The sequence below is a fragment of the Ruegeria sp. G7 genome, assembly GCF_056535465.1.
Window position 1 is genome coordinate 2,723,032 of sequence record NZ_JBQFIL010000001.1, and the last position, 19,436, is coordinate 2,742,467.

Below are 19,436 nucleotides of genomic sequence, written 5' to 3' on the forward strand. Positions count from 1 at the left end.
CTTTGCTGCCGCGCGTCATCCCCGCATACGGGTTCCATCGGCGTCGAACAACGGGATCGAGATGACCCGCGCAGGCCGCATTTGCCCAAGGATTTCGATCTCGACCGCCTGATCTGCTTGCGCATGTTCAATCGGCAGGAACCCCATCGCGATGGATTTCGAAGCATAGTGGGAGTAGCCGCCAGAGGTACAGAAACCGACGACTGCACCGCCAATCCAGATAGGCTCATAGGCGTTGACGTCGGCATCATCGGCGTTGACCTCAAAGGCGACCAGCTTGCGGTTGGGGCGGTCCGCCTCGGCGGCTGCGCGCCCGATGAAATCGGTAGGCTTGACGAACGAGATGAACCGGTCCAGCCCGGTCTCGGCGGCGGTGTAATCGGGCGAGAACTCACGCATCCACGAGCCAAAGAACTTATCCAGCCGCAAGCTCATCATCGCGCGCATGCCGAAGGGCACTATCCCATGCGGTTCCCCGGCCTGCCACAGCGTCCACCAAAGCTGTCGCTGCGCCATTGGATCGCAGTAGATTTCATACCCGAGATCGCCAGTATAGCTAACGCGCTGCACGATGCAGTCGGTCATGCCGACCGTCATACGGCGCACGTCGAGGAAGCGCAGCGCGCCGACATCATCGCGCGCGCAACTGGCCAGTACCTCAGCCGCCTTTGGCCCCGCAATCTGGAACCCGTTCAGCCGGTCGCTGATATTGTCGACCGCCACGCCGTCCTGCGCGTTCTGCTGGAACCAGCGCATGTGAAAGGCCTGACTGCCGTAGGAAGCTGTTAGCTGAAATTCAGTCTCACTCAGGCACGAGATGGTGAAATCGCCGATCAGTTTGCCCTTGGGCGACAGCATAGGTGTCAGCGATAACCGTCCCGGCGATGGGATGCGGCCTGCCATGATCCGGTCCAGCCAGTCTCGTGCACCGGACCCGGTGATGCGGTACTTGCCGAAATTATGCACCTCGTTGATGCCAACGCCTTCGCGTACCGCCCGGACCTCGCGTCCGGTGGCGTCGAACGCGTCCGAGCGGCGGAATGATGGCGTTTCATATCCGGGCTCCTCGCCTTGGGCGAAGTAGTTCGGCACTTCCAATCCATATTGCTGCCCCCAGACCGCGCCAAGATCGCTGAAGATGTCGTACATCGGAGTGGTGCGGTTGGGGCGAGCGGCCGGCAGTTCTTCGTTCGGGTAGGCGACGCTGAATCGTTTCTGATAGTTCTCGATCACCTTGGGGCGGGTGTATCCGGGGCTGATCCAGTCGCCGAACCGGGCGACATCCATGGCAAAGACGTCCCGTTCCGGTTCACCTTCGATCATCCATTGCGCCAGTGTCAGGCCAACGCCGCCGCCCTGACTGAACCCCGCCATCACCCCGCAGGCGGACCAATAGTTGCGCACACCCGGCACCGGGCCGACCAGAGGGTTGCCGTCTGGCGCAAAGGTAAACGGCCCGTGGATGACCGACTTTACACCAGCCTCGGCCAGAACCGGGAAGCGGCGATAGGCAAACTCGATGCTGTCGGTGATCTTGTCATAGTCGTCCGGCAGCAGCTCATGGCCAAACTCCCACGGCGTGCCATCGACGGCCCAAGGCTTGCAGGGCTGTTCGTAGAATCCGATGCATAACCCGCGCCCTTCCTGCCGAAGGTAGCTTTCGCCAGCGGGGTCCATCACATGCGGGTGCTCTCCGCCGGCATCAATGATCGCCTCGATTTGGGGGATGGCATCGGTGACAAGATATTGATGCTCCATCGGGTGCAGCGGAAAGTAGATGCCTGCCATCGCCCCGACCTCGCGCGCCCAGAGGCCGCCTGCGTTGACGATATGCTCGGCATGGATGGTGCCCTTGTCGGTCACCACATCCCATGTGCCGTCGGGTCGCTGGTTGGTTTCGCGCACCATGCAGTGGGTTTCAATCGTGGCGCCCCCCATCCGCGCGGCCTTGGCATACGCATGTGTGGTGCCCGACGGATCAAGATGCCCGTCGAGCGGATCGTAAAGCGCGCCGAGGATGCCATCGGTGTTGGTGATCGGGGCGATCTTTTTGATCTCGTCCGGGCCAACGATTTCAGTCTCAAGCCCCATAAATCGATGCTTGGCCCGTTCGGCCAGCAGCATGTCAAAACGGTCCTGATTGTCGGCGAGCGTAACACCGCCCACATGATGCAGGCCGCAAGACATGCCGGTGATCTCTTCCAGCTCTTTATACAGCCGGATCGTATAGCCCTGCAGCGCGGCCATATTGGTGTCGCCGTTCAGCGTGTGAAACCCGCCTGCCGCGTGCCACGTGGACCCGCTGGTCAGTTCAGAGCGTTCCAGTAGCATCACATCCGACCAACCCAGCTTGGTCAGGTGATAGAGAACCGAACAGCCGACGACGCCGCCGCCGATCACTGCAACACGGGTGGTGGTTTTCACGGCTGATCTCCCTTGGGTTTTGGCCAAAGCCTGCAAGGGCCGCCGCGCCAATACTGTTCCGTTCGCGACATGAGCTGTCGTTGGTCGGGCCTAAAGGGGACGCACTTTCAAGCCGGTGATCCGGTTGCCTTCGCGCGCCGTGACCTCGAACCGGAAGCCGTGGAACGAAAACACCTGACCCACGGTCGGGATCATCTGCGCTTCGTGGATCACCAGTCCGGCCAGCGTATTGGCCTCTTCATCCGGTAGCGACCAGTCGAGTGCACGGTTGGCATCACGGATGGTCATTGCGCCTTCGACAAGGAACTGGCCGTCGTCTGTACGGCTCACCGGCACCTCTTCGTCGATATCGAACTCGTCCGCGATTTCGCCCACAATCTCTTCCAGAATATCTTCAAGCGTGATCAAACCCCGCAGCGAGCCATATTCGTCGACAACCAAAGCAAAATGGCTGTGCATTCGAAGAAACTCGCGCATCTGGTCGTCCAGCGTGGTCGTTTCGGGAACGAAATAGGGATCGTTGGCCACCTTGGCGATATCAAAGGTCTTGAGCCGGTCGGCATCGCCATCCGCGCCCCCGACCTGCGCATACATCGCGCGAAACAGATCTTTGGCATGGACAACGCCCACAATGTTTTCATGCTCGTCGCGGTAGACGGGCAGGCGGGTGTGCGGGCTTTCCAGACACTGCTGCAGGATCGCCTCGGGCTCGGCATCCGCGTCGATCATCTCTATATTCGAGCGATGCAGCATGATCTCTTCCACCGCTCGGTCGCCAAGGTCGAGCGCGCCCAGAATGCGGTCTCGGTCTTCCTTTTCGACCACGCCTTCGGAATGGCCAAGCTGAAGGGCCCCCGCGATTTCCTCGCGTACGGCCAGAATGTTGCTGTCGGGGTCGATCTGCACACCGAACAGGCGCAGCACGCCGCGCACCAGAAGACGCACTGCCGCAACAACCGGCGAGAATACCGTGACCACTATACTGATCACCGGCGCAACCAGCGAGGCAGCCTTTTCGGCATTGGTGATGGCGTAGGTTTTGGGCAGCACCTCAGCAAAGATCAGGACCAGCAAGGTCATCACCAGCGTCGCCAACGCAACACCGCTTTCACCGAACAAGCGGGTAAAAAGAGCGGTCGCAAGCGAAGCCGCCAGAATGTTCACCAGGTTGTTGCCCAGCAGAACCGACCCGATCAGACGTTCATTGTCATCGGTAATATCAAGGGCTTTTTGCGCCCCCTTTGATCCCTTGTCTGCCTGTGCCCTGAGCTTACCGCGCGAGGACGCCGTCAGTGCCGTTTCCGAGCCAGAGAAAAAGCCCGACAATACGAGCAGAAGAAGGATAGAGCCTGAGGTGATCCAGAAGGCACTATCAAGCAGAGAAGAGCTGGGTTCCATCGGTCCTTGGATATGTCTGTTGCTGCATCCGTTATGGGGGTGCGGCCCCGTCGGATCAAGGGGTTAGCCCTGATCGGTTGTGTCGTCTTTTGCCAGCGGGTGGTGTTCCAGCACCAGTTCCGACAGGCGTTCATCCAGCACATGGGTGTAGATTTCGGTCGTCGCCACATCCGCATGCCCCAGCAGCGTCTGGATTGAACGCAGATCTGCGCCGTTGGCCAGCAGGTGTGTGGCAAAGGCGTGGCGCAGCGTGTGCGGCGTGACTTTCTCGGGCGGGACGCCGCCCTCGACCGCCAAGTCCTTGATCAACAAAAAGAACATATGCCGGGTCAAATGGCCGGAACGCCCGCGCGAGGGAAACAGAAAGCGCGATGTCTGACCCCCTTTGGCGACTGATTGTTCCTCGGTCTCGTCCCGGACCTTCAACCAGACGGCCAGCGATTTGCGGGCATCGGGCGACAGAGGCACCATCCGCTCTTTGCCACCCTTGCCCAGCACCAAAAGCATGCGCGGGTCGCCACGCGCCGAAGAGACTGGCAACGAGACCAGCTCGGTCACACGCATGCCGGTGGCATAAAGCAGTTCCATCAGGCATGTGTTGCGCACCTTGTCGGCTTGTGTCCGCCCCGTGCGGCGGGCAGCGGCCAGCAGTTGATCAACCTCTGCCACGTCCAGCGTTTTGGGCAGGCGTTTCGCACGCCCAGGGCCTTTGATCTGGATCGCCGGGTTGGCGTCGCGCCAGCCTTCTTCGAACGCAAAACGATAGAGCTGCTTGATTGCGGACAGACGACGTGCGCGCGTCGAACGGGACAGCCCCTGAGCGTCACAATCGATCAGGTAACCCTCGATCAGGTCGCGGTCCGCTCTGGCAAAGCTGGTTTTACGACGGTCCAGCCAGCCTGCGAAATCCTTGAGGTCGCGCCCGTAGGCAAGCAGCGTATTGGTGGCTGCACCAAGTTCGGCGGCCTGCGCTTCCAGGAAGGTGGAAATCCACATCTCTTGTGAGGTGGGCGCGGTCATGGTCAGGCCCCGTTGAGGATCATCAACTGCAACGCCGCACGACGCGCCGTGTCTTCAAGGCCGACACGGCGGAAGGCGGCGAGTGCCGCGGTCAGGTCGACCAGATTGCCACGTGCGCCATGCGCGAACAACTGCATGGTTTCCAGAATGGCCTCGCCCAGTTGGTCATTGCTGAGCAACGCGTTGATATCTGACGGAAACGGGGCGGACCACGCAAACCCCTCGGAAATCGCATCAGCCAGTGGTGTCGGTGCCTCGGCGCGACCGGGGTCTCCCATTGCAAGCGCGGCCAGGAAAGCGTTTGCAGCTGAGCCATCCGGTGCCGCCCGCGCCGCGTCCTCGTACAGTTCGGACAGCAACACGATCCGCCAGCGCAAGTTCTCGGCATCGTCGGACGGCAGGGTCAGAGACGCAAGACGAGGGGCGAACAACTCGGCAAAGGCAACTTCAAGACCCACGGTTTGCATCTGAGACCAAGCAGCCGTCAGCGATTGCCCGATGGCGTTTGCGGAGCCTGAATTCAACGCCGTTTCGAACTTTTGAATGGCCGCAACGCGATCCCAAACGGCGCCGGACGCGGCCGGAGACCGTTCGGTGTAAAGACCCAACAACTGGTTGGGGGTGAGCGCCCCGATGCGGGTCAGGCGTTCCGCAGCTTCAACCTGCGCTTTCCAGCCAGCGACATCCCGCAGGTCGGCATTGGCGAAGGCGCGGGGCAGCGAGGCCGTGGGCAGGCGCTCTCCGATGGCTTCGAACAGACGGAAGGTCAACGGGTTCGGATCTTCGGGCTGCGGCAGGTACTCGGCATCCTCGAACAGTTCCGGGCTTAGAAACCGGTCGAGCAGAGCAAGCTGATCCTCGGGCAGAACCTGAAGTGCATGCGCCGCTTCCAATGTCAGCGCCGCCGAAGCCCAGTCGCCGCGCCGGGCCTTGCAGAAGATCTGCGCCGCATAGTCCCGCGACAGATGCGGTTGCGCGATCAGCGCGGTGCAGCTGCGGTCTTCGTCCCCGGTCAGCAATGTGGCGTCGAACCAGCGCTGAAACCTCTCTTGCGAGTCGGTTGGACCGGCCAATTGCACCAAAGATTGAACCGGGTCGGACGCGCCAAGTTGCATGAGGCGATCCAATCGTGCCATCAGCAATATGTCATGCGACTGCGTTCCCAAAGGCGGTCGCGCCTCGGTCAGAAGCAGAGTGAACAGCAAGCGCTGCATCGCGGGGTTTGCTCTGACGGGGACGCGGGCGATCAGTTCTGCAAGCCGCTCGGGCGCACTGCTTTGCCACAAGTCTACGGGCAAGCCGGTGACCGAAGATGCAACCAGACCCAACGGTGGGGAAAGCGCTTCGAGCGGGGTGACCTGCACATCGGGCTGCAGACCGGTCTGGCTTACCGGTGGCTCCAGCAGCACAGTGCCGGGCAGGTTCTGGGGCGGATCGGTTAACCAGTCGATGGCAGACAACGGTTCGGACGTTTGTGCCTGCGCCGTCCCGGCCAGAAGAAGCGCCAGCAAAGTGGCTTTAGTCCGCATTCAATGAGACCGGTTCTCGTATTTCGCTTTGCGGTGCAGAAAAGTCTGCGCCAAAGAATGGCCCGACATAGGCATACCCGACCAGCCCGATGAAGCTCAGGCAAATGAGGTATATCAGGAACTTGATCAAACGACCCATGGGTGAACGCTGCCTCAAATTTTGCTTTTGCCCAAGTTATAACTGGCATTTTTTCCAAGATCACGTCATTCACGATGAAATGAGCGAAATTAAGCATAACGCGTCACGCCCCGGCACCGCTGAGCGGTTTCGATTGCACAAAACCGTCGTCCTTGTGGGCATGATGGGCGCAGGGAAGACCGCCGTAGGGCGGGCGCTGGCCGCGCGGCTGGGTGTACCGTTTCTCGATAGCGACGCCGAGATCGAATCGGCTGCCAACATGACGATCCCCGAGATTTTCGCCCGCGATGGCGAGACCTTCTTTCGCAGCAAGGAAAGCCAGATCATTGGGCGTTTGCTGGATGAACAGAAGGGCATTCTGTCAACCGGTGGCGGGGCGTTTCTGGCGGAAGGGAACCGCCAAATGATCTCGGACCGGGGGGTGTCGGTCTGGTTGAGGGCTGATCTGGATGTGCTTTGGAACCGGGTCAAGCATAAGGACACACGTCCGTTGCTACGCACAGCAGACCCTTATGCGACATTGCGCGATTTGTATCAGGCGCGGGTGCCCGTCTATGAACAGGCAGATCTGGTCGCCGACTCGGACGGCGAAACCGCGATTGAGGATATGGTGGGCCGGGTGGTCTCAGCGCTTGAGACGCGCCCGGATGTTTTGGAACGGATTTAATGCATCAGACCGTACATGTAGACTTGGCCGAACGTTCCTATGATGTTGAGATCGGGCCAGACCTTCTGGCGCAGGCCGGCGCGCGTATTGCGCCTTTGTTGCCGCGTCCGCGCGTCGCCGTTCTGACGGATGACACGGTCGCGGGCCTGCATTTGGACGCTTTGCGCGACGGGTTGGCGACCACTGGCATCGAGATGACGGCGCTGACGCTGCCCGCTGGCGAAGCCACCAAAAGCTGGCCACATTTCGAGCGCGCGGTCGAATGGCTGCTCGCCGAAAAGGTCGAGCGCCGGGATGTGGTCGTCGCACTCGGCGGTGGGGTGATCGGCGATCTGGCCGGATTTGCGGCGGCAGTGATGCGGCGTGGTGTGCGGTTTGTGCAGATCCCGACCTCGTTGCTGGCGCAGGTCGACAGTTCAGTGGGTGGGAAAACCGGGATCAACGCGCCGCAGGGTAAGAACCTGATCGGCGCATTCCATCAGCCTTCGCTGGTGCTGGCCGACACGACTGTTCTGGGCACGCTGACTGCGCGCGACTTTCTGGCCGGATATGGCGAGGTGGTGAAATACGGCCTGCTGGGGGATGCTGAGTTCTTTGAGTGGCTTGAACAGAACGGCCCGCGCTTGTCCTCGGGCGATATGGCAGCGCGGGTTCAGGCGGTCACACGGTCAGTTCAGATGAAGGCCGATATCGTCGCCCGTGACGAGACAGAGCAGGGCGACCGCGCGCTGCTGAATCTCGGCCACACCTTCTGCCATGCGCTTGAGGCCGCGACTGGTTACTCGGACCGGTTGCTTCACGGCGAAGGCGTCGCCATCGGTTGTGCGCTTGCGTTCGAGCTGTCGGCCCGTTTGGGTCTGTGTTCTCAGGAAGACCCCAGCCGCGTACGGGCGCATCTGCGCGCCATGGGGATGAAAACTGATCTGGCCGATATCCCCGGAGAGTTGCCGGGCGCCGAATCTCTGGTCGACTTGATGGCGCAGGACAAGAAGGTTGTGGATGGACAGCTGCGTTTCATTCTGGCGCGCGGGATCGGGCAGGCGTTTGTGACATCGGATGTCCCGAGAGAGGCGGTTGTTTCGGTCCTCGACGATGCGTTGGAGATGTGTTGACAGGGCCGGCTAGCGCCCCTGTATCACCATCAACTCACCGATATTCTCACGCGTGATGTAGCCCACCATCTTTCCGGCCTTGGTGCAAACAGCAATCGCGGGCGCGCCCGAATGCAGCCCATCCAGAACCTTGTTCAAACCAGCGGTCAGTGGAACCTGTGGGATACCGGTTTCCATGATCGACACCGCAAGGTCCGAACGTGGGTGATCCCCAGCCAGCGCAGCGAACAGGCGATCGCGTGTGACAAAGCCCAGAAGCTCGCCTTCGAAATCCAGAACCGGGAATTCGTGTTGCGTGGTATGGATCACCGCCTGCGCAGCGGTGGCCAGCGTGTCCTCGGGCGTAAGCGCGCGGAATTCGGTGATCATAGCGTCGCGCGCCTGAACCCGCCGGGCCACCGAACGCATCGCCACGTCCTGGCTTTCGCTATTTGCGGCAACGAAGACAAACACGGCGATCAGAACCAGAATGGGATTGGCCGATGTCAGTCCGAGAAAGCCCAGACCTACGGCCACGATCTGTCCCGCGATAGCGGCAAAACGAGTCGCCCGGACCCGGTCCATTCGCAGGCATAACAGGGCGCGAAACACTCGCCCGCCATCCATGGGAAAGGCCGGTATCAGGTTGAAAGCGGCCAGCAGCAGGTTCACATTGGCCAATCGGTTCAGCAAACTCGCCTGCGCGGAGTCAATTTGAACCAACGACTCCAGCCTCAGACCGCCCCCAAGCACAACCAGAATCGCCCAGATCACCACATTCACCGCAGGCCCGGCGAGTGCTACCCAAACCTCTTGCATCGGTTTTTCCGGCATGCGTTCCAGTCGGGCCAGACCGCCGATGGGCAACAGAGTGATGTCAGGAGTGCGGATGCCATAGCGCCTTGCCATCAGCGCATGGCCAAACTCATGAGCGACCACACAGGCAAACAGGGCCAGAACGAATAGCAGGTTGTTGAGCGCGGCGTGCCAACCCCCGTTGGAATAGGCCGCAAATCCGACCCATGCCAGAAGCAGGAAGAAGGTGACATGGACCCTCAGTTCCGAACCGAGCAATCGGCCGAGCGAGAAGGACCATGCCATGTTCTATCTCCGTTTGGGCTTAGAACGGAATCTCGTCGTCATCGATTCCGCCCGATGCCGGGGCAGGTGCGCTGGAGGGGCCGCCATAGGGATCGCCATAGCTGCCGCCGCCCTGACCGCCGCCATAGCCACCACCGCCGCCGCCTTCACCACGGCTGTCCAGCATCGTCAGTTCGCTGCGATAGGGGCGTAGCACGACCTCGGTCGTGTACCGGTCCTGTCCGGACTGGTCCTGCCATTTGCGGGTTTCCAGCTGACCCTCGATATAGACCTTGCTGCCCTTGCGCAGATATTGCTCGGCCACGCGCACCAGAGGTTCCGAGAAGATGGCGACCGTATGCCACTGGGTCCGATCCCGACGCTCTCCGGTGTTGCGGTCTTTCCACGTTTCCGAAGTGGCGATGCGCAGGTTACATACCTTGCCTCCGTTCTGAAACGACCGCACCTCGGGGTCGGCTCCAAGATTGCCGATCAGAATGACCTTGTTGACTGAACCTGCCATAAATTCCCTCGTTCTTTTTGACTGGATCGCGCCCGAATCTGGCGCGCTGTTCTGCTGCTGACCCTATACGGGCTGGGTCTAGGTTAAAACATGATTGATGGTGCAACTTTGATCAGCAAAGTATTAGCACCGTCTTTACCAAGCTTTCATTTCTTGCGGTTTTAACTATAATTCGTCTGGTTGTTGAGCGTGCAGGATTGGCTTTAATGCGTTTTCTGATTGGTGGACTTTCGGTTCTGAGCCTTTGTCTGGTGACTGTGTCGGCACAGTCTGAAACCCTTTCGACCAAGAATCGAAAGGCGATTTTCCTGAAACAGTCCAAGGTGCTGGACGGTCGAGCCGCCTCGCAATACCGCGACTCTGAACGCCTTAAGCCCAAAACCGAACGTGGGAAATTCGCCAAACGATACACCGGCAGCTACAAGGGCCAGTATCTGGATCACGCAAGACGGGTCGCGCGACAGCATAATGTTCCGGAAGAGTTGTTTTTACGGCTTGTGCAGCAGGAAAGCGGCTGGAATCCGGGGGCCAAATCGCACAAAGGCGCTTTGGGCCTGGCGCAGCTGATGCCGCAGACGGCGCAACTTCTTGGTGTGAACCCTCATGATCCCATCCAGAATCTTGAGGGGGGCGCACGGTATCTTTCCTGGCAATACCGCAAGTTCAAGTCCTGGCCGTTGGCGCTTGCAGCATATAATGCGGGGCCGAAAGCGGTTGAGAAACACGGCGGTATCCCGCCCTACAAAGAAACCCAGAACTACGTGAAAGTGATCTGGGGCGGGTAGTACCAAAGAAAAGGCCGGTTGAATTCCGGCCATTTCTTCTGTTTCTGCCGCGCTTTATTCCGCGGCAACTTTGATAACCGGTTCCATCCGCGCCAATATGTCTTCTGCCAGATGGCATTTGACTTGGTGACCATCTGCCAGTGTCTGAACCGGCGGCACATGAGACTCGCAGCGTCCATCCGGCACTTCGGATTTCCAGCGGCAGCGCGTCTGGAACGGGCAGCCCGGCGGTGGGTTCATGGCCGATGGGATGTCGCCTTCCAGCACGATATGCTGCTTCTCGACCGAGGTATCGGCAATAGGCACGGCGCTTAGCAGCGCTTCGGTATAGGGGTGGTAAGGGGGCGCAAAGACCTGGTCAGTCGTACCCAGCTCGACCACATGACCCAGATACATCACCATCACCCGGTCGCTGAGATAGCGCACAATCGACAAGTCATGGCTGATGAATAGCAGTGTGGTTTTGTGTTCGCGCTGAATCTCCATCAGAAGATCGGTTACGGCAGCTTGCACGGACACATCCAACGCCGAAACCGGCTCATCCGCCACTACGATCCGCGCGTCACCGGCAAAGGCACGGGCGATGCCAACACGCTGCTTCTGCCCACCGGAAAGCTGGCGTGGCATTCGGTCTGCAAATGCGCGAGGCAGTTTGACAAGGTCCAGCAGCTCCAACATCCGCTTCTTGCGCTCGGCCTCCGAGTTGCCGACGCCGAAGATTTCCAGCGCACGGATAATCTGCCGACCTACCGTCATCGACGGGTTCAGCGTATCGAACGGGTTTTGGAACACCATTTGAACTTCGCCAACGGTCTTGGCATCGCGTTCCTCGATCGGTACGGCTTCGATGTTGCGGTTATCCAGTAGAATCTGACCATCGGTCGCCGTTTCCAGCCCCATCAATACTTTTGCAAAGGTGGATTTGCCGCAACCGGATTCGCCTACAATCGCCAACGTCTCGGATTCGTGAGCCTCAAAGCTTAGAGTCTCATTGGCCTTGACCACCTTCGTCTCGCCGCCACCGAACAGGGTATTGGCCGCCACCTCATAGTATTTCTTGAGGTTGTCCATCTTCAGAACGGTCCGGCCAATCTCGGCCTTTTCTTTCTGCTCGCCCACGGTGATCGGCGCGTTCCAGTCGATCTCTTTAAACTTCAAACAGCGGGTGTGATGGCGGTCATTGCCGGGCACGGCTTCCATCAGAATGTCCTTGGCATCACAGCGACCTTCCTCGAAATAGTCACATCTTGGGCCAAAGTTACACCCCGGAGGGCGCTCATGGGGCAGGGGGAAGTTCCCTGGGATCGCCACCAGCGGGCGTGCGTTCTTATCGGCCCCCGGCAGAGGGATCGACCGGAACAGCGCCTGCGTATAGGGGTGTTGCATCTCGTCGAACACATCCTTGATCGAGCCGCGCTCGACCGCTTCACCCGAATACATCACACACAGCCGATCACAGGTTTCCAGCACCAGCCCAAGATTGTGTGAGATGAACAGCATCGAGGTGCCATACTTCTTGCCCAGATCCTTGACCAGCTCGACCACCGCGGCCTCGACGGTCACGTCCAACGCTGTCGTGGGCTCATCGAGGATCAGCAGCGCCGGTTTCGACATCAGCGCCATCGCGATCACGATCCGCTGCTGCTGACCACCTGACAACTGGTGCGGGAAGGAATTCAGCATCCGCTCGGGGTCGGGCAGGCGTACATCGGTGACAACTTCCAGCGCACGGGCATAGGCCTCTTCCGCGCCCACACCTTCGTGGATCATCGGCACTTCCATCAACTGCTTGCCGATCTTCATCGCCGGGTTCAGCGAAGCCATCGGCTCCTGATAGATCATTGCGATTTCATTGCCACGAATGTCGCGCAGTTCCTCGGTGGTCATCTCGCCCAGATCACGGCCCTTGAACTTGATCGAGCCACCAACGATGCGCCCGTTCTTGCCCAGATCCTGCATGACACCCAAAGCGACCGTGGATTTGCCACACCCGGACTCACCCACCAGACCCACGGCCTCACCCGGTTGGACACTGACCGAGAAATCCATAACGGCAGGAATTTCCCTCAGCCGGGTAAAAAACGAAATCGAAAGTTTATCGATCTCCAGAATAGGCCCGTCATAATCTGCCATTTTGCTCATCTTGTTACTCCTCGCGAGAGTCCGGGGGATCCCCTTCATCTGGCTAAAAATATCCCGGGGGGTCCGGGGGGCTGGCCCCCCGGCCTACGATCACATCAGTCCTTCAGGCTTTCTTCGCGCAGACCGTCCGCCAGAAGGTTCAATCCAAGAACCAGCGACAGCAGGGCCAGTGCGGGCGGAAGGGCAGGATGCAGGTAGATCGAAAGCAGCTTACGCCCCTCGTTGATCGTCGATCCCCAGTCCGGGCTTTCGGGCGGTAAGCCCAACCCGAAGAAGCCCAACGTCCCAAGAAGAATGGTGGTGTAGCCGATGCGCAGACAGAAATCGACGATCAGCGGGCCACGTGCGTTGGGCAGAATTTCCCACAGCATGATGTACCATGGACCTTCGCCTCGAGTCTGGGCTGCGGCCACGTAGTCGCGGGTTTTAATGTCCAGCGCCAACCCGCGCACGATGCGGAACACCGTAGGTGAGTTCACGAAGACCACCGACACAAATACCACCAGAATACCGCCGGGGATGTCGAACAGGTCCAGATATGTTGGCAAACCCCAGATGCTGTAGTTGTCGGTGTTGATGATGTAGCCACCGGTCGAAATCAGCGACAGGTATAGCCACAGCGCGACTCCCAGAACGCCGATCAGCAGCGGTGTGCGGAAGCTCGGACGTGTATAAAAGCGCGAGTTCAGCAGGACGCCGAGGAAGATGATCGGGAATACGAACAGGATTGCGGCCATATAGTTCGGCACGCCAGTCGCTACGATCTCGGGTGTCACCAGCAGGTAGAACAGCAGGATCACCGGGAAGGCCAGAATCAGGTTCGCCAGGAACGACAGCAGCGTATCCAGACGACCGCCGTAATACCCGGCAGGCAGACCCAGAGTGATGCCGACCATGAAGGCAAACATCGTTGCCAGCGGCGCGATCTGCACCACGATCCACGCGCCCTTGACCATCCGGCTGAAGACGTCGCGGGCCAGGTTATCTCCGCCCAGAAGGTACCAGGCGTACTGGCCGTCCTCGAGGTTGGGCAGAGGCGTCCCCGGCACCTTGTTTTTCATGCCCGAGATCTGCGAGAGCGGATCATGGGTCACGATCAGGTCGAGCGCGCCGAAGATACCAGTGAAGACCCAGAACATCACAAGGCCAAAGCCAATCATGCCGATGGGGCTGTCGAACAGCTTGCCATAAAGGCCCAGCTTGCGTTTGAACGCGATCGACATCGCATAGAGGATAACGAGCGACAGCCAAACGGGCAGGAACTGCTGCGAGATCGCACCAATGATTCCGGCGCTGGTACCCATCAGGATGCCCAGCACGACATAGGCGACTGCGATCCCTACGCTCGCCAAAAAGCTGTAGCGCAACGCGGCCTGGATCATGTTTCGCAGGCCCGAGCTTGAGGTCAATGTGCCGTCAGGGTTCACCGTCATCTGATCCTCGGGCAGCACAATGCTGGCCAGCATCCAGACGACGATGGACAGGGCCATCAGCCCCAATGCCAAAGCGAATAGCGGGTTGAGGAAGGCGATAGAGCCGGTCCAGGTAAGTGGTTCCATGATCTGACCCTCCCTTAAGAAATGCGAATGCGCGGGTTGAGGTAGACATAGCCGATATCCGAGATCAGCTGCGTCACCAGCACCACAAAGACTGACACGACCGAGATCGCCAGCAACAGCTGGATGTCATTGTTGCCCGCCGCCTGCACCAGCGCCCAGCCAAAGCCCTTGTAGTTGAACAGGGTCTCGACGATCACCACGCCATTCAACAGCCATGGGAACTGCAGCATGATGACGGTGAACGGCGCGATCAGAGCATTGCGCAGCGCGTGCTTCATGACGATGTTCGGGAACGACACACCTTTAAGGCGCGCGGTCCGAATATATTGCGCTGTCATCACCTCGGTCATTGAGGCGCGGGTCATGCGGGCGATATAGCCCATCCCATAAAGCGCAATGGTCAGTACCGGTAAGAAGAAGTTCTCGAACGTAGGGTTCTCCATCGCTTGGGTCGCCGTGCCCTTGAACCACTTCAACCCCACGGCTGAGGACGTGAAGATCGCGATAAAAATCACGCCCGAGACATATTCCGGTGTCGCAGTGGTTGTAATGGCAAAGGTCGACAGGGTGCGGTCCGTGGCCGAACCCTCTTTCATCCCGGCCAGAATGCCCAAAATCAGGGCCGAGGGGACCATCAGCAGCATTACCCAGAACATCAGACGTCCGGTCAAGGCCAGCCGGTTACCAACGACAGTTCCGACCTCTTCCTTGAAAACGGTCGAATAACCCCAGTAACCTTGCAGGATGCCGCAGAAGTTGGGCGACTCTTCGGCGGTCTTCCCCGGCAGGATGCAGCGACCCTGAACGGTGCCGTCTTCATTCGTATGCCGGTACGAGGGCAGAACCCCCAGCCACTCGCCATATTTCACGGGCGTAGATTGAAGGTATCCGCCCTTTTCCAGAAAACTGGCGACCTGTTCATCCGACATCCGGAAATTGCCCTGCGTCTTCGCAAGTTTTTCCAGGTTCGGGTAAAGGTTGGTCAGAAAGAAGACCAAGAATGTCAGGCACAATGCTGTCAAAAGCATGATGCCGACGCGCCTAAGAATGAAAAGTCCCATGATAGCCCCTGTTGGTCGGCCAGCGTGAAAGGTGTCGGATTTCACGCGTCGCTGTTTTTATGTCGCCACAGTCAGGACGAAAGGGCCGCGCCTGATCGGCGCGGCCCGATGTCTGTTAAGCTCAGGAAGTAAGGCCGAACTTATACAGTTGCGGCAGGTCGGCGATGTGCTTTTCAACCCCTACCATATTGTCGCGGTGGTGGCGCATCGCCGTCCGCCAATAGGGCTGAATGACCACGCCTTCTTCGATCATGATCGCCTGCAACTTGCCCATGACCTCGCGACGCTGGTCCACATCTGCCAGCGAGTTGGCTTCGGCCAGCAACGTATCAAACTCTTCGTTCGAGAAGCCGGATTCGTTCCAAGCCACGCCGGACTTATAGGCGAGCGCCAGAATTTGCGTACCCAGCGGACGGTGGTTCCAGTTGGTCGACGAGTAGGGATACTTCGTCCAGTCGTTCCAGAAGGTCGAGCCGGGCAGAACCGTGTGCTTGGCCTTGATGCCCGCATCGTTCAGCTGAGCGACAACCGCAGCGGTGGTATTGCGGCGCCAGTCATCGTCGATCGACTGCACTTCGTGCTCGAAGTCACCCATGCCCGCTTCGTCCATCAGCGCCTTGGCACCTGCCGGATCATAGGGGATACGCGTGATGGACGAGTCATATTCGGGGTGCATCGGACCGACATGGCTGTTTTCGGCGGCAATGCCGTAGCCGGACATGCCAAGTTCAAGGCAGACCTCGTTATCCACGGCCATAGCAAGCGCCTGACGCACCCGCTTGTCGCCATAGATTTTGTTGCCATCGGCGTCTTCGGCCAGCTGGTTCGGACGGATCACGATGGTAAAGCCCGAAGGGATTTCCGAACGCACAAGGCCGATGCTGTCAAAGATATCGACGAATTCACCAACCGATTCCCAGTTCATGTCGATTTCTTCGGCCTCGTAAGCCGCCAGGAAGGCGGCCGGATCGGTGCCGTAGTCGATGAACTCGATCCGGTCGATATATCCGCCCTTGCCGGCGTCATAACCCCACCAGTCGAAGCCTTCGTTGCGCACCAGAACGCCCTTCACGCCTACTTCATGGCTTTCAGGCAGCATGAAGCCGGTGCCAATCGGGTTCGAAAGCATGTCGTTGGGGTCAAAGCTGCTGTGTACAATCGCCGCCGGATAGTCGGCCATGCCCGGAATGATCGTGATGTCAGGCGCGTTGCACTTCAGCTTTACGGTGTGAGAGTCGACAACCGTGATCGCGCCATCGGCCGCTTTCTGGGTGCTTTCGTCCACCAGAGACGCCATGCGGGACGCCATCGAGTTGCCTTCAAGCGATGCGTCACACCAGCCTTCGATGTTGCGGGCGACGTCTTCGGCGGTGAAATCATCACCGTTGTTCCACTTTACGCCCTGACGGACGTTCAGGGTGTATTCGGTCGCGTCGTCATTGGCCTCCCAACTTTCCAGAAGCATGGGTTTGAACGAGCCGTCATTGTTGTATTCAACAAGGTATTCGAGCCAACCTGCGGTGAAGGTCGCGATCTGCGTCCAGTCATAGGTGCGCGGATCTTTCAGCGCGCGCACTTCCATCTGATAGCGGATGGTGCCGCCGCGCTGCGCTTCTTGCGCAGCCGCTGGCGATTGCAGGCCGATCATACTGTAGGCCGCCGGTACAGCGACTCCCAAAGCGGTGGCGCGCGCGATGAATTCGCGACGGTTCAAATGACCGTCACGATATTCCTGCGCATGCATTTCTGCCGCCCAATGCATCGGCTTTCCGTTGATTGTCTGGTTTTCCATAGATGTCTCCCTGTGACACTGTATTTTTTTGATGTGTTGTGTGTGGATTGATCAATCCGGGCCCTATTGCGAACGGTTCCTACGGGTTCGCCGGGCTGAAAGATCAATTTCTGGATTTCTAAACATCCCCATAGCAGCATTCGGCACCAGTTTTTGGCCGCCGTCAATGATCGAAATCGTCATCATTTGTACAAAAACGACATCCCTGAGGAAAGTGGAAGCCACGGACCGCCGCACCGAAACCCACACGAATGACAGCCTCGGACCTGCCGAACCCCCGTTCGATCACGCGCAAGCGCCGTGATCAAGATTTTGTTATTCATATATTATTGGCCGATTGCCACTAGGACGATGCGTTCAGCCAATGCCAGGATTTCATGCGGGCCCGGAACCATGTGCGCTGCCGCTTTGCGAATTGGCGTGTTGCGACCGTGGCGCGTTCACGCGCCTCGGCCAGCGACATGCGCCCCTCGATGCAGGCCATCAACTCGGGCACCCCTATCGCTTTGAAGGCAGGCAGCGTGGGATTGTAATGATCACGCATTGCGGCGACCTCTTCCATCGCGCCCTGATCCAGCATCTGATCAAAGCGGCGATTGATCCGATCCAGCAACCAGTCTTTTTCGGCATCAAAAACCACGGGGACGGTACCATCAAGCGCCAGCGTCGGCGGCGGTGTATCTGCCTGCCAGGCGGAGAGGGGGCGACCGGTGGTACGCTGAACTTCCCATGCGCGCTGAACACGCGCGCGGTTCTGGCGGTCCAATCCTTCCAGTGTCTGCGCGTCGACGCCCTCGGTCAGTTCAGTCAGTGACAGGCGGTCGGCCTGGGCGCGAATCTCCGGCGGCGTCGGCGGGATGTCCGCCATCCCCTGAGTCAGGGCCGAGAAATACAGCCCCGTACCCCCCACGATGATGGGCCGCTGCGCGCCCGACAACAAAGGGGTGACCTCGCGCATCCAATGACCGGTGGAATAGTCCTGATCGCACGCGACATGCCCATAGAGCATATGCGGCGCCCGGGCCTCTTCTTCGGGTGAAGGCCGCGCCGATATAACGCGCCAGCAGTCATAGACCTGACTGGCATCGGCATTCACAATGACGCCGCCGCAGCGTTCTGCAATCAACAAGGCCAGCGCGGATTTTCCCGAAGCGGTCGGTCCGGCGATCAGAACAGGTTTGTCATCAGGGATCGGGGGCAGGAGGTCCCAAAGCCGCTCGGCAGTCGTGTCGGCCATTTATACTTGCCCCATTCCTGTTGATCCGCATTGAACCTGCGGAGGTTTTGCTTCATTTTGCGCCGGAAAATAACCCCGTGCCAGCCCGGAGCGCAACATGACCCTTTCCCAATCCATCGAGACCGCCGAGACCCCGAAAACAAAGTACAAACGTGTCATGTTGAAGATCTCGGGTGAGGCTCTGATGGGGGATCAAGGATTCGGCCTGCACCCGCCCACCGTTCAGCGCATCGCACAAGAGGTCAAATCGGTCCACGATCTGGGGGTCGAGATTTGCATGGTCATCGGTGGCGGCAACATTTTCCGTGGCCTGAGCGGGTCCGCGCAGGGGATGGAACGGACCACGGCCGATTACATGGGTATGCTGGCCACGGTTATGAATGCGCTGGGGATGCAATCGGCGCTGGAAGAGGTCGGGGTGTTCACCCGTGTGATCTCGGCCATTCGGATGGATGAGGTCTGCGAGCCCTATATCCGTCGTCGCGCCGTGCGTCACCTTGAGAAAAAGCGGGTTTGCATCTTTGCGGCAGGAACCGGCAATCCCTATTTCACCACCGACACCGCCGCGACACTGCGCGCCAACGAAATGGCCTGTGAGGCGATTTTCATGGGTAAGAACGGTGTCGATGGCGTTTATGACAAAGACCCCAAGACCCACGCTGACGCGGTCCGCTATGACACCGTCAGCTATGATGACGTCCTTGCCAAACGGTTGCGCGTGATGGATGCCTCGGCCATCGCACTTGCGCGGGACAACAATCTGCCGCTGATCGTCTTCGGATTGGACGAACCCGGTGGGTTCCGCGGCATTCTCGCGGGCGAAGGCACCTATACCAAAGTGCAGGGATGACACGCGCTCGTGCTGGTTGACCAAACGTAATAGCGTTTGTTTTCCAGCAGCTTGTATGACGATCCTGTGTCTCATACCCACTTGACGGGGGGCCGGCGCGTCGGCTTACTGGCCCGGCCTCAGGGCCACGGGATCAAAT

The 19,436-nt window shown here is 59.3% G+C and carries 16 protein-coding genes; 4 read left to right on the forward strand and 12 right to left on the reverse strand.

All coding sequences use genetic code 11. The features are described from left to right. Positions 1 to 15: 15 nt before the first annotated feature. From ACR3EN_RS13660 to ACR3EN_RS13680, 5 genes are all read right to left on the reverse strand, one after another. Positions 16 to 2,424, reverse strand: coding sequence for a GcvT family protein (locus ACR3EN_RS13660; RefSeq protein ID WP_480821828.1), 2,409 nt, complete (start codon positions 2,422 to 2,424; stop codon positions 16 to 18). 90 nt (positions 2,425 to 2,514) lie between these two features. Next, the gene (locus ACR3EN_RS13665) at positions 2,515 to 3,822 is read right to left on the reverse strand and encodes an HlyC/CorC family transporter (RefSeq protein ID WP_480821830.1); all 1,308 of its coding nucleotides are present in this window, start codon (positions 3,820 to 3,822) and stop codon (positions 2,515 to 2,517) included. A 63-nt stretch (positions 3,823 to 3,885) separates the two neighbouring features. Then, positions 3,886 to 4,842 carry a site-specific tyrosine recombinase XerD gene (locus tag ACR3EN_RS13670; protein WP_480821832.1) on the reverse strand — a complete coding sequence of 319 codons (957 nt, stop codon included), beginning with the start codon at positions 4,840 to 4,842 and terminating at the stop codon, positions 3,886 to 3,888. A 2-nt stretch (positions 4,843 to 4,844) separates the two neighbouring features. Then, positions 4,845 to 6,371 carry a hypothetical protein gene (locus ACR3EN_RS13675; RefSeq protein WP_480821834.1) on the reverse strand — a complete coding sequence of 509 codons (1,527 nt, stop codon included), beginning with the start codon at positions 6,369 to 6,371 and terminating at the stop codon, positions 4,845 to 4,847. Beyond that, the gene (locus ACR3EN_RS13680) at positions 6,361 to 6,510 is read right to left on the reverse strand and encodes a hypothetical protein (RefSeq protein WP_480843547.1); all 150 of its coding nucleotides are present in this window, start codon (positions 6,508 to 6,510) and stop codon (positions 6,361 to 6,363) included. Before ACR3EN_RS13680 ends, ACR3EN_RS13675 begins: the two co-directional genes overlap by 11 nt. A 79-nt stretch (positions 6,511 to 6,589) precedes the next feature. Between ACR3EN_RS13680 and ACR3EN_RS13685 the strand changes: the two genes are divergently transcribed. Further along, positions 6,590 to 7,177: a shikimate kinase gene (locus tag ACR3EN_RS13685; RefSeq protein ID WP_480821836.1), complete on the forward strand. Its 588-nt coding sequence runs from the start codon at positions 6,590 to 6,592 to the stop codon at positions 7,175 to 7,177. After that, the gene (gene aroB / locus ACR3EN_RS13690; RefSeq protein ID WP_480821838.1) at positions 7,177 to 8,289 is read left to right on the forward strand and encodes a 3-dehydroquinate synthase; all 1,113 of its coding nucleotides are present in this window, start codon (positions 7,177 to 7,179) and stop codon (positions 8,287 to 8,289) included. The genes ACR3EN_RS13685 and aroB overlap by 1 nt, the downstream gene beginning before the upstream one ends. Positions 8,290 to 8,298: 9 nt before the next feature. Here aroB and ACR3EN_RS13695 read toward each other — a convergent pair whose 3' ends face one another. Beyond that, on the reverse strand, positions 8,299 to 9,369 hold the full coding sequence (locus ACR3EN_RS13695; RefSeq protein ID WP_480821840.1) for a site-2 protease family protein: 1,071 nt from the start codon (positions 9,367 to 9,369) through the stop codon (positions 8,299 to 8,301). A gap of 19 nt (positions 9,370 to 9,388) precedes the next feature. Then, on the reverse strand, positions 9,389 to 9,871 hold the full coding sequence (gene ssb / locus ACR3EN_RS13700) for a single-stranded DNA-binding protein (protein WP_480821842.1): 483 nt from the start codon (positions 9,869 to 9,871) through the stop codon (positions 9,389 to 9,391). A 206-nt stretch (positions 9,872 to 10,077) separates the two neighbouring features. On the opposite strand from ssb, the gene ACR3EN_RS13705 reads away from it, so the two are divergent. Then, positions 10,078 to 10,656 (forward strand): lytic transglycosylase domain-containing protein, encoded by a 579-nt coding sequence (locus ACR3EN_RS13705; RefSeq protein WP_480821844.1) that lies wholly within the window; start codon positions 10,078 to 10,080, stop codon positions 10,654 to 10,656. 54 nt (positions 10,657 to 10,710) lie between these two features. On the opposite strand, the gene ACR3EN_RS13710 is transcribed toward ACR3EN_RS13705, so the two are convergent. The 5 genes from ACR3EN_RS13710 to miaA form a co-directional block, all read right to left on the reverse strand. Then, positions 10,711 to 12,798: a dipeptide ABC transporter ATP-binding protein gene (locus tag ACR3EN_RS13710; RefSeq protein ID WP_480821846.1), complete on the reverse strand. Its 2,088-nt coding sequence runs from the start codon at positions 12,796 to 12,798 to the stop codon at positions 10,711 to 10,713. 95 nt (positions 12,799 to 12,893) lie between these two features. Then, positions 12,894 to 14,357, reverse strand: a complete 1,464-nt coding sequence (locus tag ACR3EN_RS13715; RefSeq protein WP_480821848.1) for an ABC transporter permease — start codon at positions 14,355 to 14,357, stop codon at positions 12,894 to 12,896. Between the two features lie 14 nt (positions 14,358 to 14,371). After that, positions 14,372 to 15,418 carry an ABC transporter permease gene (locus ACR3EN_RS13720; protein WP_480821850.1) on the reverse strand — a complete coding sequence of 349 codons (1,047 nt, stop codon included), beginning with the start codon at positions 15,416 to 15,418 and terminating at the stop codon, positions 14,372 to 14,374. A gap of 121 nt (positions 15,419 to 15,539) precedes the next feature. Beyond that, entirely contained in the window at positions 15,540 to 17,210 is a 1,671-nt protein-coding gene (locus tag ACR3EN_RS13725; protein WP_480821852.1) for an ABC transporter substrate-binding protein, read from the reverse strand. A gap of 343 nt (positions 17,211 to 17,553) precedes the next feature. Beyond that, positions 17,554 to 18,447 (reverse strand): tRNA (adenosine(37)-N6)-dimethylallyltransferase MiaA, encoded by an 894-nt coding sequence (miaA, locus tag ACR3EN_RS13730; RefSeq protein ID WP_480821854.1) that lies wholly within the window; start codon positions 18,445 to 18,447, stop codon positions 17,554 to 17,556. Between the two features lie 97 nt (positions 18,448 to 18,544). On the opposite strand from miaA, the gene pyrH reads away from it, so the two are divergent. Then, the gene (pyrH, locus tag ACR3EN_RS13735; RefSeq protein WP_480821856.1) at positions 18,545 to 19,297 is read left to right on the forward strand and encodes a UMP kinase; all 753 of its coding nucleotides are present in this window, start codon (positions 18,545 to 18,547) and stop codon (positions 19,295 to 19,297) included. Positions 19,298 to 19,436 lie beyond the last annotated feature (139 nt).